Source organism: Sphingomonas sp. BLCC-B65 (assembly GCF_028550675.1).
In the GTDB taxonomy this organism is placed as follows: Bacteria; Actinomycetota; Actinomycetes; order Actinomycetales; family Microbacteriaceae; genus Microbacterium.
In genome coordinates this window covers 1,888,720-1,901,555 of sequence record NZ_JAQQGL010000001.1, presented here as the reverse complement: position 1 = coordinate 1,901,555, position 12,836 = coordinate 1,888,720, and the positions used below count along the sequence as shown (strand labels likewise).

At 69.7% G+C, this 12,836-nt stretch carries 15 protein-coding genes; 7 read left to right on the top strand and 8 right to left on the bottom strand.

All coding sequences use genetic code 11. The annotated features are described in order from the left end of the window. Nucleotides 1-57: 57 nt before the first annotated feature. Nucleotides 58-1,329, bottom strand: coding sequence for an alpha-hydroxy acid oxidase (locus PP359_RS08990; RefSeq protein WP_499250371.1), 1,272 nt, complete (start codon nucleotides 1,327-1,329; stop codon nucleotides 58-60). 114 nt (nucleotides 1,330-1,443) lie between these two features. Here PP359_RS08990 and PP359_RS08985 point away from each other — a divergent pair, with 114 nt between their 5' ends. Beyond that, entirely contained in the window at nucleotides 1,444-2,214 is a 771-nt protein-coding gene (locus tag PP359_RS08985; protein WP_499250370.1) for a FadR/GntR family transcriptional regulator, read from the top strand. Nucleotide 2,215: 1 nt separating this feature from the next. On the opposite strand, the gene PP359_RS08980 is transcribed toward PP359_RS08985, so the two are convergent. Continuing rightward, on the bottom strand, nucleotides 2,216-2,848 hold the full coding sequence (locus PP359_RS08980; RefSeq protein ID WP_499250369.1) for a DUF4386 domain-containing protein: 633 nt from the start codon (nucleotides 2,846-2,848) through the stop codon (nucleotides 2,216-2,218). A 68-nt stretch (nucleotides 2,849-2,916) separates the two neighbouring features. Here PP359_RS08980 and PP359_RS08975 point away from each other — a divergent pair, with 68 nt between their 5' ends. Both PP359_RS08975 and PP359_RS08970 read left to right on the top strand, forming a co-directional pair. Next, nucleotides 2,917-3,600, top strand: a complete 684-nt coding sequence (locus PP359_RS08975) for a TetR/AcrR family transcriptional regulator C-terminal domain-containing protein (RefSeq protein WP_499250368.1) — start codon at nucleotides 2,917-2,919, stop codon at nucleotides 3,598-3,600. 10 nt (nucleotides 3,601-3,610) lie between these two features. Beyond that, nucleotides 3,611-4,147, top strand: coding sequence for a GNAT family N-acetyltransferase (locus PP359_RS08970; protein WP_378794262.1), 537 nt, complete (start codon nucleotides 3,611-3,613; stop codon nucleotides 4,145-4,147). Between the two features lie 12 nt (nucleotides 4,148-4,159). Here the strand turns inward: PP359_RS08970 and PP359_RS08965 are convergent, their stop codons facing one another. The 5 genes from PP359_RS08965 to PP359_RS08945 all read right to left on the bottom strand — a co-directional run bounded on the left by PP359_RS08965 (nucleotide 4,160) and on the right by PP359_RS08945 (nucleotide 8,976). Beyond that, nucleotides 4,160-5,035 carry a GNAT family N-acetyltransferase gene (locus tag PP359_RS08965; RefSeq protein ID WP_499250367.1) on the bottom strand — a complete coding sequence of 292 codons (876 nt, stop codon included), beginning with the start codon at nucleotides 5,033-5,035 and terminating at the stop codon, nucleotides 4,160-4,162. A 210-nt stretch (nucleotides 5,036-5,245) separates the two neighbouring features. Next, nucleotides 5,246-6,535 (bottom strand): hemolysin family protein, encoded by a 1,290-nt coding sequence (locus PP359_RS08960; RefSeq protein WP_499250366.1) that lies wholly within the window; start codon nucleotides 6,533-6,535, stop codon nucleotides 5,246-5,248. After that, nucleotides 6,535-7,539 (bottom strand): TerC family protein, encoded by a 1,005-nt coding sequence (locus PP359_RS08955; RefSeq protein WP_112932131.1) that lies wholly within the window; start codon nucleotides 7,537-7,539, stop codon nucleotides 6,535-6,537. The genes PP359_RS08960 and PP359_RS08955 overlap by 1 nt, the downstream gene beginning before the upstream one ends. Before the next feature lie 207 nt (nucleotides 7,540-7,746). Next, nucleotides 7,747-8,040: a DUF2277 domain-containing protein gene (locus tag PP359_RS08950; protein ID WP_036291017.1), complete on the bottom strand. Its 294-nt coding sequence runs from the start codon at nucleotides 8,038-8,040 to the stop codon at nucleotides 7,747-7,749. 63 nt (nucleotides 8,041-8,103) lie between these two features. Beyond that, a complete protein-coding gene (locus PP359_RS08945; protein ID WP_499250365.1) occupies nucleotides 8,104-8,976 on the bottom strand; it encodes an NAD-dependent epimerase/dehydratase family protein in 873 nt (290 codons plus the stop codon). Between the two features lie 152 nt (nucleotides 8,977-9,128). On the opposite strand from PP359_RS08945, the gene PP359_RS08940 reads away from it, so the two are divergent. The 3 genes from PP359_RS08940 (at nucleotide 9,129) to PP359_RS08930 (ending at nucleotide 11,157) form a co-directional block, all read left to right on the top strand. Then, nucleotides 9,129-10,388 carry an FAD-dependent oxidoreductase gene (locus PP359_RS08940; protein ID WP_499250364.1) on the top strand — a complete coding sequence of 420 codons (1,260 nt, stop codon included), beginning with the start codon at nucleotides 9,129-9,131 and terminating at the stop codon, nucleotides 10,386-10,388. A 128-nt stretch (nucleotides 10,389-10,516) separates the two neighbouring features. Continuing rightward, nucleotides 10,517-10,744, top strand: a complete 228-nt coding sequence (locus tag PP359_RS08935; protein WP_499250363.1) for a hypothetical protein — start codon at nucleotides 10,517-10,519, stop codon at nucleotides 10,742-10,744. Continuing rightward, nucleotides 10,708-11,157 (top strand): DUF6264 family protein, encoded by a 450-nt coding sequence (locus PP359_RS08930; RefSeq protein ID WP_499250362.1) that lies wholly within the window; start codon nucleotides 10,708-10,710, stop codon nucleotides 11,155-11,157. The genes PP359_RS08935 and PP359_RS08930 overlap by 37 nt, the downstream gene beginning before the upstream one ends. A 63-nt stretch (nucleotides 11,158-11,220) precedes the next feature. Here PP359_RS08930 and PP359_RS08925 read toward each other — a convergent pair whose 3' ends face one another. After that, complete coding sequence (locus tag PP359_RS08925; RefSeq protein WP_499250361.1) at nucleotides 11,221-11,781, bottom strand: CGNR zinc finger domain-containing protein; 561 nt, start codon at nucleotides 11,779-11,781, stop codon at nucleotides 11,221-11,223. Between the two features lie 107 nt (nucleotides 11,782-11,888). On the opposite strand from PP359_RS08925, the gene PP359_RS08920 reads away from it, so the two are divergent. After that, nucleotides 11,889-12,827: an NAD(P)-dependent oxidoreductase gene (locus PP359_RS08920; protein ID WP_499250360.1), complete on the top strand. Its 939-nt coding sequence runs from the start codon at nucleotides 11,889-11,891 to the stop codon at nucleotides 12,825-12,827. The last annotated feature ends 9 nt before the right edge of the window (nucleotides 12,828-12,836 follow it).

The following is a 12,836-nucleotide window of genomic DNA, read 5'->3' as shown; positions in this document are numbered from 1 at the left end:
TGCTGTGCGCTCGACGCTACCCCGGCCGGCGGCCCGGCGACAGCGGGTCGCTCGGCGTCAGCGGGATGCTGCGCTCAGCACGCCCCCGTTCGATGCCCGCGGCACGAGGCGCTCCAGCTGGGTCACGTGGCGCGGCTCGAGCTCGGCGAGGGTCGAGACGCCCAGGAGCTTCATCGTGCGCTCGATCTCGGTGCGGAGGATCTCGATCGTGCGGTCGACGCCCTGGCGTCCGCCGGCCATCAGGCCGTACAGGTAGGCGCGCCCGATCAACGTGAACTTCGCCCCCATCGCCACGGCGGCGACGATGTCGGCGCCGTTCATGATGCCGGTGTCGATCATGACCGTGGCGTCCTTGCCGACCTCGCGCACGACCTCGGGCAGCAGGTGGAACGGGATGGGAGCGCGGTCGAGCTGCCGACCGCCGTGGTTGGAGAGGATGATGCCGTCGACGCCGCGATCGATCAATCGCTTGGAGTCCTCGACGTTCTGCACGCCCTTGACGACGATCTTGCCGGGCCACATCTCCCGGATGACGTCGAGGTCGTCGTAGCTGATGGTCGGGTCCATCGCCGCGTTCAGCAGTTCGCCGACGGTGCCGCCCGTGGTCGACAACGAGGCGAACTCGAGCTTCGGCGTGGTCAGGAAGTCGATCCACCACCAGGGCCGCGGGATGGCGTTGATGATAGTGCCGACGGTCAGCTGCGGCGGGATGGAGAACCCGTTGCGCTTGTCGCGCAGGCGCGCCCCGGCGACCGGGGTGTCGACGGTGAACTGCAGGGTGTCGAAGCCCGCCGCCGCCGCGCGCTTCACGAGTCCGTAGGAGATCTCGCGCTCACGCATGACGTACAGCTGGAACCAGTTGCGCCCGTGCGGGTTCGCCGCCTTCACGTCTTCGATCGAGGTCGTACCGAGCGTGGAGAGGGTGAACGGGATGCCGGCGGCGCCGGCCGCCCCGGCGCCGGCCGTCTCTCCCTCGGTCTGCATGAGCCGCGTGAAGCCGGTCGGCGCGATGCCGAAGGGCAGCGCGGAGGGGCCTTCGAGAATATCGGTCGACATGTCGACCTCTGCGGCCGGTCGCAGGATGTCGGGATGGAACTCGATGTCCTGGAAGGCCTGGCGGGCGCGGGCGAGCGAAAGCTCCCCCTCCGCCGCACCATCGGTGTAGTCGAACGCGGCTTTCGGGGTGCGCCGCTTGGCGATGACGCGGAGGTCGGAGATGGTGAGCGCGGCATCCAGGCGACGCTTGCGAGCGTCGAGCTCGGGCTTCTTGAACTGCATGAGCTCCAGGAGCTCGGCGGGCTTGGGCAGCTGACGCTTCACGGGTGACATGGCGGGCCTTTCAGAAGATGCGACGATGCACGGCCATTGAGAGGTCTGACCTCTAGCGCACGCTATTCGAGCGGCCCTAGGCTGTCAAGCGGAAGCGAAAGGCGGTGACGGACGATGACGGACCGACCCACCACGCTCCCGACCGGCTCCGCACCGCTCTGGCAGCCGGTCAAGAAGGCACGCGCCCACGAGCTCGTCATCGAGGCCATTGAAGACCGGATTCTCTCGGGCGCGCTGCAGGTCGGCGATGCGTTGCCGCCGGAGCGGGAGCTCGCCTCCAGCCTGGAAGTCAGCCGCGCGGGCGTGCGAGAAGCCGTTCGCGTGCTCGAGGCTCAGGGCGTGCTGCGTTCACAGCCCGGGGCGGGCGCCGCGGCGGGGACATTCGTGGCGGCGCTGCCCCGCGACGCACTCACCCGCTTCCTGCGTCTGCATGTCGCACTGTCGAACTTCACGATTCAGGACGTGACCGACGCGCGTGTGGTGCTCGAGCGCGCCAGCGCGGCATCCGCTGCGCGCCACCTCGACGACACAGCGCGATCGCAGATGGTCGACGCGCTCGACCGCATGGATCAGCCGCATTCCTCGCGCGACTCGTTCAACGAGGCCGACACGCGGTTCCACCTCGCGATCGCCGAAGCCTCGGGCAGCGCGTTATCCGCGGCGCTGACCGCCGCGATCCGCAGTGCGATGAAGGTGCCGATCCTGCGCGCCGCCGAACGCACCGAGGAGTGGCCCGAAGAATCGGATCGCCTCCGGCGGGAACACCGCGCGATCTTCGCGGCCATCGACGACGGAGATCCCGATCGCGCGGCCGACCTCGCCGAAGCGCACATCCGGCGCGCGGCATCCGTGCTGTTCGGGCTGCCCGCCGCACCCGCGCACTAGTTCAGCCGACGACGGCATCGGCCGCGTGCGTGGTGCGGATGCCGGGATCCGGCCGCACACCGACGGCGATGAGCCAGACGGCGAACCAGATCTCGAAGGCGAAGACGGGCACCGCGGCGATCGCTGCGACGACGCCGTTCAGAGGGATGGCTCCGGCCAGTTGCAGCCCGTTGCTGACGAGCACGACCACGCCGCCCGTCATCCCCAGCGCGGCGAGCGCGCGGGGCACGGCTCGCGCATCCCACAGCAGCCAGCCGAGGATCACCGTGTTGACGCTGATGACGAGGCCCTGACCGAGCAGGAAGGCCGCGGTGTGCATGGCCGCGGATGCGCCGTCGACCGTCGTGCCGGCCAGCGCCGCTGCGAGCATAGGGAGCGCGCCGGCGACGATGACGGCCGCTTCGAGGGTACGCAGCAGGGCGAAGCTCGCCGCTCGGGCAGGACCACGCGCCTGCAGCAACACCCAGAGCAGCACGCCGGTGCCGAGGCAGCCGAATGCGAGCACCAGCTCCAGAGCGACACCGGCGCGGACGAAACCTCCGCCATAGGCGATCACGGCGGAGACCGACGTGACGTGCGTGACGAGATAGAGGATGCCGGCGAGTTGCGACTGACGGCGGACGAGCTGAGACACGGTGTTCCTTCCACGTTCGGTATACGGCGTAAACCGGTTCGCACACACACTAGGTGTACGGTGTATACGTGTCAACCGTGCGTCCACGCCTCGACCTGGAGCGCATCATCGACGCCGCGATCGCCATCGCCGACGAGAGCGGCCTCGACGCGGCGAGCATGCGTGCGGTCGCAGAGCGCCTGGGCGTGACACCGATGGCGCTGTACAAGCACCTGGCCGATCGTGCCGCCCTGGTAGATGCGATGCTCGACCGCGTCCTTGCGGACGTCGCTCGCCCCGCGCCCACCGCATCGTGGGACGATGCCGTGCGCTCGCGGATCATGGCAACGCGCGCAGCCTTGTCGTCGCACGCCTGGACCCGACAGGCGATCGAGACGCGCGAGCACGCCACGCCTCGCGTTCTCGCGCACATGGACGCGCTCATGGCCGATATGTTCGCGGGTGGGCTGTCAGCCGATCTCGTGCATCACGCGATGCACGCATTGAGCACCCGCATGTGGGGCTTCACCCGCGACGTGCTGCCCACACCGGTGCCCCCCGACGATCCCCGGGAGCGCGCCGCCGCGATAGCCGCGTTCGCGACGACCTACCCGGCGATCGTCCGCATGGCCACGACCGCGCCGCACGCCGGGCAGGCCTGCGACGACGAGGCGGAGTTCGCCTTCGCCCTCGACCTGCTGCTCGACGGCATCCGACGTCGACACGAGCAGTCGTGGACGTCGACCGAAGCCGGTGACGAACCCCGCCGGTAACGTGGAGGGAATGCCGCACCCTCCCCTCGTCACACTGCGCGCTCGCACCGCCGCCGATGTCGACGCCCTGTACCGCGTCGCCGCCGACCTGGATACGTGGGAGGAGCGCACGCCGTCGCGCCCGTCGCCGCTGACGAGGGCGGCTTTCGAGAAGCGGCTCACCGACGCCACGAACGGCTCGAGTACGCGCAGCATCGAGTTCGTGATCGACGTCGACGGCGCCGCAGTCGGCAGCGTGAGCCTGTTCGGCTTCGACGACCTCGCCCACCACGCCGAGATCGGCATCGCCGTGCTCGCCGAACATCGCGGGCGCGGCATCGGATCCGCGGCCCTCGCCCAGATGGTGGAGTTTGCGTTCGTGCGCTGCAACCTGCGCCGGGTGCACCTGCAGGCGATCAGCTCGAACACGGGCGCGATCCGCGTCTACGAGAAGGCGGGTTTCGTCAGGGAAGGCCGCTTGCGCGAGCATGCGTGGGTGCGCGGCGCCTACGAGGACATGGTGGTTCTCGGGCTGTTGCGCGCGGAGTGGGAGCGCAAGGACGGCTGACGTCGCGCCCCGCTACTGAGCGGATGCCGGCGGCACGACCGTGCCCTGATGGAAGCGCAGGCGCGGTGCGGTGCCGCCGACGTCCCACAGTGATGAGTGCCGACTGATCCGCGAGGGCGTCGTGAGCCGATAGGTGACCAGCACCAGCTCGGGCGAGAGCTGACGGAACTGCCACTCATCGGTCTGCGGCGTGACGCGCGAGTCCGCACTCTCCTCGGCGAGCGCACCGACGATCTGTTCCCGCGTCCAGAGGGTGCCGGAGCGGCCGATCTCGACGAAAGCGGGATGCAGCAGCTCGTCGACCTGCGTGGTGTCGCGGCGCACGTCGGCGGTGAGCAGGGCCGTTTCGGCATCCTTCACCGCCGCCCATTGCCGTACGCCGGCGTGACGCACCAGCCGGACGATGTGGATGGGATGGCCTGCCAAGAGCTGGTCGCGCTCGATCGCGTCGCGGACGAAGCCGTTGCGCAGATAGAACGCTTCGGCGCGGGGGTTGTCGTCCATCATCCAGAGGTAGGCGTCGCCGGCACCGATCGCCGCGTCCAGCAGCAGCTGCCCCGCACCGGTACCGTGGTGCGCCGCCAGGACGTAGATGCCCTCCAGCTCCCGCGACGTCGGCCGATCGTCGTCGCGCCCGTCACCGGCCGTCGCCCAGCCGACGATCCGCCCGTCGACCTCGGCGACGAAGACGTCGGTGACGTCGTCTTCGATGATCGACGCCCACCGCTCGATGCGCGGCTCGACCCGCAACCCGGCGAGGACCGTCGCCGGAAGCTGGCGGACATACGCCTCGCGCCACGCCTGGACATGAACCTCGGCGACGCCCCGGGCGTCGTCGACGGATGCCGGGCGCACGCGCACGGTGGGCGGGGCAACGGGAGCGCTCATCTCCTCATGTTCGCAGGCCGCGTCGAGAGAAACTCGCACGAACCGCGTCATGAAAACCACTCCCGGCCATCTCATCAGTGCGGCGGTGATGGTATCCCGCCGTGTTCGGGCCTCGATGAGCTGGGGGGCTCGTCACCCGCAGACGCCGCCTTCCCCAGAGGCCCGTGCTGCGGGGCGGGGCGGCGCACAGCGTCGCCCCGCGGCCCGAACTCACCCGGCGGTGCCGGCGCCCTCGCTCTGCATCGCCCGCGCGACCACGCGCACGCCCGCCACGCGGCGGCGGTCCATCGCGACCACGTGGATCGCAGCATCGGGCAGCTCGACGGTGTCACCGACAACGGCGAGACGCCCGAGCTGTTCGGTGACGAATCCGGCGATGGTGTCCGACGAGCCGGGCGGCAGCTGCACGCCGGTGGCCTCCTCGAAGTCCGCGCGGTTGAGGCGCCCGTCGAAGACCCCCGCATGCGCGTCGGCAACGGTGTCGTACTCGTCGAAGATCTCGCCGACGACCTCTTCGACGAGGTCTTCGAGGGTCACGATGCCGTCGGTGCCGCCGTACTCGTCGATGACGACGGCGATGTGATCGCCGTCGGCGCGCATGCGCGTGAGGGTGGCCAGCACCCCGGCCGTCGCGGGGAGGTACGGGATCGGGCGCACGACCCGACTGACGGGGGCCTCGGCATCCCGCGATGCGATGTCGAAGAGGTCGCGCACGTGGACGAAGCCCGAGACGTCGTCGATGGACTGATCGACCACCGGATAGCGCGAGTGCGGCAGCTCGCGCACCTGGGCGACCGCCTCGGCGACGGTCGCGGTGGCGTCGAGGACGACGACGTCGGGACGCGGGCGCATGACCTCGCTGATCTGCCGCCCGCGCAGCGAGAGCACGTCGTCGAGCATGCGCCGCTGATCATCGGGCAGACCCTGGTGGGTCGCGACGATGTCGCGGATCTCGTCCTCGCTGAGCTCGTCTGCCGTCTTGTGCGGGTCGCCACCGAGCAGGCGCACCAGCGCGTTGGTCGATACCGACAGCAGCCAGATCACCGGACGCATCACGACGGCGAACCCGTCGAGCACGGGAGCGACGGCGTAGGCGAACTGCGCGTTGCGCTGGATGGCGAGGCGTTTGGGCACGAGCTCGCCCAGCACGAGCGACAGGTACGCGATCACCAGCGTCAACGCGACGGTCGCCAGCGTCATCGCCAGCTGTGGTGCGGCGCCCACCCGCTCGAGCAGGGGCGCCACGGCCGGGGCGATCGAGGTCGCGCCGTAGGCCGCCGAGGCGAAGCCGGCCACGGTCACCCCGATCTGCACCGCCGAGAGGAACGTGTTCGGGTTGCGGGCGAGGCCGGCCACCTTCTGCCCGCGCGCACCACGCGCCGCGATCGCGTTGATCTGGCTCTCGCGCAGGGTCACGAGGGCCATTTCGGTGGCGGCGAAGACGCCGCCGACGAGCACGAAGACGAAGACGAGAGCGATGTTCCAGGCGAGATCGCCCATCAGCGGGCGTCCTCACGCGCGGCGGGCAGGGCCTCGCCTCGGGCATCCTTCCGTGTCTTCAGCAGGCTCGCGATCGTGGCGACGGCGACGGTCGCGGCGATGAATAGCAGCGACAGCCAGATCGGGATCTCCGGGATGAACGTCACGTGCTCGCCGCCGTTGATGAACGGGAGCTCGTTCTTGTGGAGCGCGTGGATGAGCAGCTTCACGCCGATGAACGCGAGGATCACCGCGAGACCCTGGGCGAGGTACACCAGGCGCTCCAGCAGACCGCCGATGAGGAAGTAGAGCTGGCGAAGGCCCATCAGCGCGAAGGCGTTCGCGGTGAAGACGAGGTACGCCTCCTGCGTGAGCCCATAGATCGCGGGGATCGAGTCGACCGCGAAGACGAGGTCGATGAACCCGATCGCGACGATGACGAGCAGCATGGGGGTGACGAACCGGCGGCCGTCCTTCTTCACCGTGAGCCGGTCGCCGTCGTACTCGTCGCTGACCGGGAGCACACGACGTACGAGGCGCATGAAGCGGCCGTCGGCGGGGTTGGACTCACCGTGCGCGAAGGCCTGCCGATACGCGAGGAACAGCAGCAGCGCGCCGAAGAGGTAGAACACCCACGAGAAGTTCTCGATCAGCGCCGCCCCGACGGCGATGAAGGCGCCGCGCATGATGAGGGCGATGACGATGCCGATCATCAGCACCTTCTGCTGGTACATCTTCGGCACCGCGAACCCGGTCATGACGATGAGGAACACGAACAGGTTGTCGATCGACAGCGCCTTCTCGGTGAGGTACCCGGCGAAGTACTCGCCGCCGTAGCCCCACCCCGAGAACACGCCCACGCCCACGCCGAACAGCAGCGCGAGGCCGATGTAGAAGGCCGACCAGCGCGCGGACTCGCCGACGGTCGGCTCGTGGGGCTTGCGCACGTGCGCGAAGAACTCCCACACGAAGAAGGCGATCGTGACGGCGATCGTGATGATCCACACGAGCGGGGTGATGTTCACAGGGTCTCCCGAAGAATGGCGTGACGTGGTCGACGCCAGAGTCTCCCCCATCCCCTGCGGGACCGGTCGGCCCGGGCCGCGATGCGACCGTAATGACGGACCGTCCGTATCGGAGTACTCCCCCTGGACTGCTGACACAGTAGGGCAGCGAAGTGACGCGAAGCTGGGAAGTCGCCGGATGCCGCGGCATCCGACCGCCGCCGGCGATCAGGATGCCGTGCGGATGCGCACCTCGCGCTCCATCCGCTTCTCGTGGCGGGCGCGTCCCTTGACCGCCTCGGCCTCGCGGTTCTTCGGCGGTGCGGTCGTCACGAGCGCATCGAGCAGGCGACGCGTGGCGGCGGCGATCTCGTCGATGGCCGCGTCGAACGCCTCGGCGTTGGCGCGCGAGGGATGCGTCGATCCACTCACTTTGCGGACGAACTGCAGGGCCGCTTCGCGCACCTCGTCATCGGTGGTGGGCGGTTCGAAGTTGTGGAGCACCCGGATGTTTCGGCACATGCGGCGAGCGTAGACCGCGACGCACGGCAGCGACAGGGGTGGCGCCGCGCGCGGGCAGCCCGATCAGCCCTGCGCGGCCGAGCCGTAGGCGCCGGCGCGGATCTCCTCGAGCAGCGACGGGCGGGCGGGTGTCCAGCCGAGGGAGCGCGCCTTCTCGCCGCGTCCCTGCTGGTCGAGCATGAGCGCATCGGCGAAGGCGGCGCCCAGGCGTGCGCGTGAGGCCTCGGCGCCCTCCGCACCGACCGGACCGTCGGCGAGCGCTTCGCCGAGCTCGATGACCGTCGCGTTGTGGCCGCTGAGACCCAGCACGCGTCCGACCGGCGCGGAGCGCTCGATCACCCGCACGTACAGTTCGGCGAGGTCGTCGACGTGCACGGTCGCCCAGTGCTGGGTGCCGTCGCCGATGACGGTGAGGCGGCCCTCGCCGTCACGGGGCGCGGAGGCCAGCATGGCGGGGATTCCTGCGCCGTGGCCGTGCACGATGCCGGGCTCGACGATCGTGAGGGCGAGCTCTGCGGCGGCGAGGCGGGACTCCACCTCCTCACGCCAGGCGACGATCGCGGGTGGGTGGAACGGGGTCTGCTCGGTGAGGTCGTCCGACGGGCCATGGATCCAGAGACCGCCCGTGTGGATGTAAGGCTTGCCGGTGCCGCCGAACGCGGCGATGACGGCATCGGCGACGGCGCTGTCGAACTGGGGGGCCGTGCCGTCACCCGGTGCGGCGGTGTGGATCGCAGCATCCACGCCCTCCAGCAGCGGAGTGAACCAGTCGGCGTCGGTGACGTCGCCGACCACCGCAGTCGCTCCGGCCGCGGTGGCCTTCTGCGCGGCGTCTGCGCTGCGCACCGGCGCAACGACGTCGTGACCATGAGCGCGCAGAACGTCGAGGACGGACGAGCCGATGTAGCCGGTGGCACCGGTGAGGAGGATCTTCATTCCGTCATCGTAGGCACGACGACAGGGAGCGAGGGTCGGATTCGGCGCGCTCGTCAACCCCGAGATCGGATGCCGCGGCATGCCTAAGCTGGCGGCATGCGACGGTGCGGCGGGGACCCCGGACGCGTCCGACGACGAGAGGCGGAGCGGCGATGCATGACGTCGTGGTGATCGGAGCAGGCCTCGCGGGGCTGCGGTGCGCGGTGGTGCTGGCCGAGCGCAGGCTCGAGGTCATCGTGCTCGACGCGGGAGACGAGGTCGGCGGCCGTCAGCGCACCGACCTCGTCGACGGGTTCCGACTCGATCGGGGCTTTCAGGTGCTCAACCCGGCGTATCCGGCGCTGCGTCGCAGCATCGATCTCGACGCTCTGGCGCTGCGGTCGTTTCCCGTCGGCGTGCAGGTGCGCACCGATCGCGGCCTCGCTGAGCTGCGGCATCCGCTGCGCTCACCGCTGTCGATCCCCCGAACGATCGGCAGCGGGCTGGTGAGCGCTGCGGATGCCGTGGCGTTCTCACGCTGGCTGACGCCGGCGTTCACGCGGCGGCTGTCGGCACGGGCGCGAAGCGATCGCGCGCTGCGCGAGGGGTGGGATGCCGCGGGCCTGCGCGGCCCCCTGCGCACCGCCGTGCTCGATCCGTTCCTCACCGGTGTCGTCGCCGAGGACCGTGAGGGCAGCTCGAACGCGTTCGTCCAGGAGATGGTGCGGTACTTCGCGCTGGGGCGGCCGGGGCTTCCCGCGCAGGGGATCGCGGCGGTGCCGGCGCAGCTGGCGGCGCGGGCGCGAGCTGCGGGCGCGGAGATCCGGCTCGGGGCGCGAGCGGAGCGCATCGACAGGGACGGCCCGATCGTCGAGGTCGGCGTCGCCGGTGGCGAGGCCCTCCGCGCCGGGCGGGTCGTGGTGGCCGTCGGCGCGGAGTCGGTGGCGGAGCTGGCGCCGGTGCCGCGACCCGCGACCAACGGGCTGCAGACGTGGTGGTTCGCGGCGACGGCAGCACCCTCGGCATCCGCGCTGCTGCGCGTCGACGGACGCGGCGCCGCCCGCCGCGGGCCGGTCGTGAACACGGCGGTCGTGTCGCACACCGTGCCGTCGTACGCGCCCGTGGGGCGTCATCTCATCGAGGCGACGTGCCTGCTGCCGCGGGGTGGCGCGGCCGCAGGCGAGAACGAGGTGCGCCGGCACCTCTCCGAGCTGTGGGATGCCGGGGTGACGGACTGGCAGCTGCTGCGTCGCGACGACATTCCGGATGCGCTGCCCGCACAGCCGGCACCGCTGCGCGCGCCCCGCCCGCCGCACGTCACCGACCGGATGTACCTCGCCGGCGACCACCGACATGCGGCGTCGATCCAGGGCGCTCTCGCATCCGGCGAGCGCGCTGCTCGCGCGGTGCTCGTGGATGCGGGGGGTGAGTGAAGGGACGCTCGGTTGAGTGAGCCACCTCGGATCGGCGGGGCTGACGGGAGGATGGCGAAGTATCTGAAAGTCGGAGGTGGGAGCTCTGCAGGCTCGATAGCGTCCGATATGTGAAAAGGGGCCTGCCGATGACTGAAGCAAACGACAGCACAGCACCGCCCAGCACCGGGTGGTTCCGCACCATCACGAAGCCCGGACTGAATCTGTTCGCGACCGCGGTCGTCGCGTGTCTCATCATCATCGGCGTCGCCCTCGGCATCGCGGTGCCCCCCGCAGCTGGCGCAATCACGGTCGGCATCGCCCTGCCGAGCATCGCCTGGTGGTACTGGATGATGCGCGAATCGGGATCGAACTAGCCTCGTTCGGAGGCATGCTGGCGCGAAGGGAGGAGGCCTGTGGGACACTCGCCCTCATGACGACTCAGCACGCCACCGGCACGTCCGGCGGTCGCATCGCCGATGTGATCGTCTCCGTCACCCTGATGCTCGTGGGCATCGTCGGGTTCGCCGTGCTCGCATTCGCGTCACTGTTCCTGGTGATGGCCGCGGACTCCTGCACCAGCGGCACCTGCAATACGGCCCTTCTGTCCGTCGCGTGGATGATCGCGATGGGTGGACCTCCCCTCGTCTTCGGCGCCGCAATCGTGTGGACGATCATCCGCCTCGCCCGCCGGAAGACCTCCTGGTGGATGCCGCTTGCCGGCGCCGCCGCCGGCATCCTCGTCTGGGTCATCGCCGTGAGCATCATGCAGACCAGCGTCGGACGCTGATGCCCCACGGACGGCGATTGCTCGCTCACGCTTGAGCCGTTCGTCGCGAGCGCGGGTCGGGAATCAGCTCTTCGCGCGCAGGCGGTTCTTCTTGTTTCTGTTGCCGCAGGTGTTCATGGAGCACCATCGGCGAGCGCCGGCGCGGCTGGTGTCGACAAACAGGCCCGCGCAGTCGGGTCCTTCGCACGTTTTGATCCGTTGACGGGTGGGGGAGCCGAGGACCTCGATCGCGTTGCGGGCGAGCACGGCGAGCGCCGCACCGACGGGATCCTCACTGCCCAGGCTCCAGCGCATGCCGTCGGCATCGAGGACAGGACTCGGCGTGCCCGCGGCTGCCGCACTGTTCACACGATCGAGATCGAGCTGAGCCGGCGGTTGCCCGTCGGCGAGTGTGGCACCCAGCCGGTAGATCGCCTCTCGCAGCTGGCGCGCCTGGTCCAGCTGGGCGGAGGTGGGGATCACGCCGGGGTCGAGATCGTTCGCAGCGAGCCACTGTCGCAGCTTCACGGGGTCGTCGAGGCGTTCGAGGGGATCGCCGTTGCGATGGCTGACCGTCGCGGTGTACCGGAAGGCGAGCGTCTCGTTGTCCAGCCGGAAGAGGTCCTGCGGGTGACTCGTCTCCACGGGTGCTCTCGCTTTCGTCGCAGCGCCTGAATTCACCGAGGCGGGTGAGCCGGTTCGACAGCAGTCTAGTCGCGATTCTAAGATCGGAACCAGTTCAACCGGTTCGCATGGAGAAGGCCGGATGCCGAGGCCCCCACCCTCGACTCTCATCTCCACCCGCGGCCCCGAGAAGAAGGAGTCATCGCATGAGCGACATCGGCGTCATCGGCCTGGGCGCAATGGGGACACCCATCGCGCGCAACCTTCTCGACGCGGGGTACCGCGTCACCGTCTGGAACCGTTCCCCCGAACCCGCGCACCGGCTCGCCACGCGCGGCGCGCGTGTCGCGCCTCGAGTGGAAGATGCCCTCCAGTCCCCCGTCGTCATCTCGATGCTCTCGAACGACGAGGCCGTCACCGAGGTCCTGCTGGACTCGGGGGTGCTGCGGTACGCCGCTGCCGGAACGGTCCACGTCAACATGGCAACGATCAGCACGGCACTCGCCGCGCGGGCAGCCGGGATCCACGCGGATCATGGACTCGGCTACGTGGCGGCGCCGGTGTTCGGCAGAGTCCCCGTCGCAGAAGCAGGCGCGCTGAACATCCTCGCGGCGGGCGAGGGAGCACATATTGCTGCTGCGCAACCGTTCTTCGATGTCATCGGCAGCCGAACATGGGTCATCGGACAGGAGCCGGCCCAAGCCAACGCGATCAAGGTGATGGGCAACTACCTCATCGCCAGTGCGATCCAGTCTCTCGGTGAGACGATCGCCGTCGCCGAACGCGCCGGCATCGACCCGGCCCCCGTCGTCGAACTCCTCACGAGCACATTGTTTCCCGGGCCGGTGTACTCCGCCTACGGAGACCTCATTGCCGAGCGTCGCTATCGGCCCGCGGGATTCACCACGGTGCTCGGACGCAAGGATCTGCACCTCGCCCTGGACGCGGCCGCGAACGTGGGAGCATCGCTCCCGTTCGGAGAGGTTCTCCGCGACGTCTTCGACGAGGCCATTTCACAAGGCCGCTCCCTGGACGATTGGGCATGCATCGCGGAGCTTCGCCGGTAGCTGGTGGCT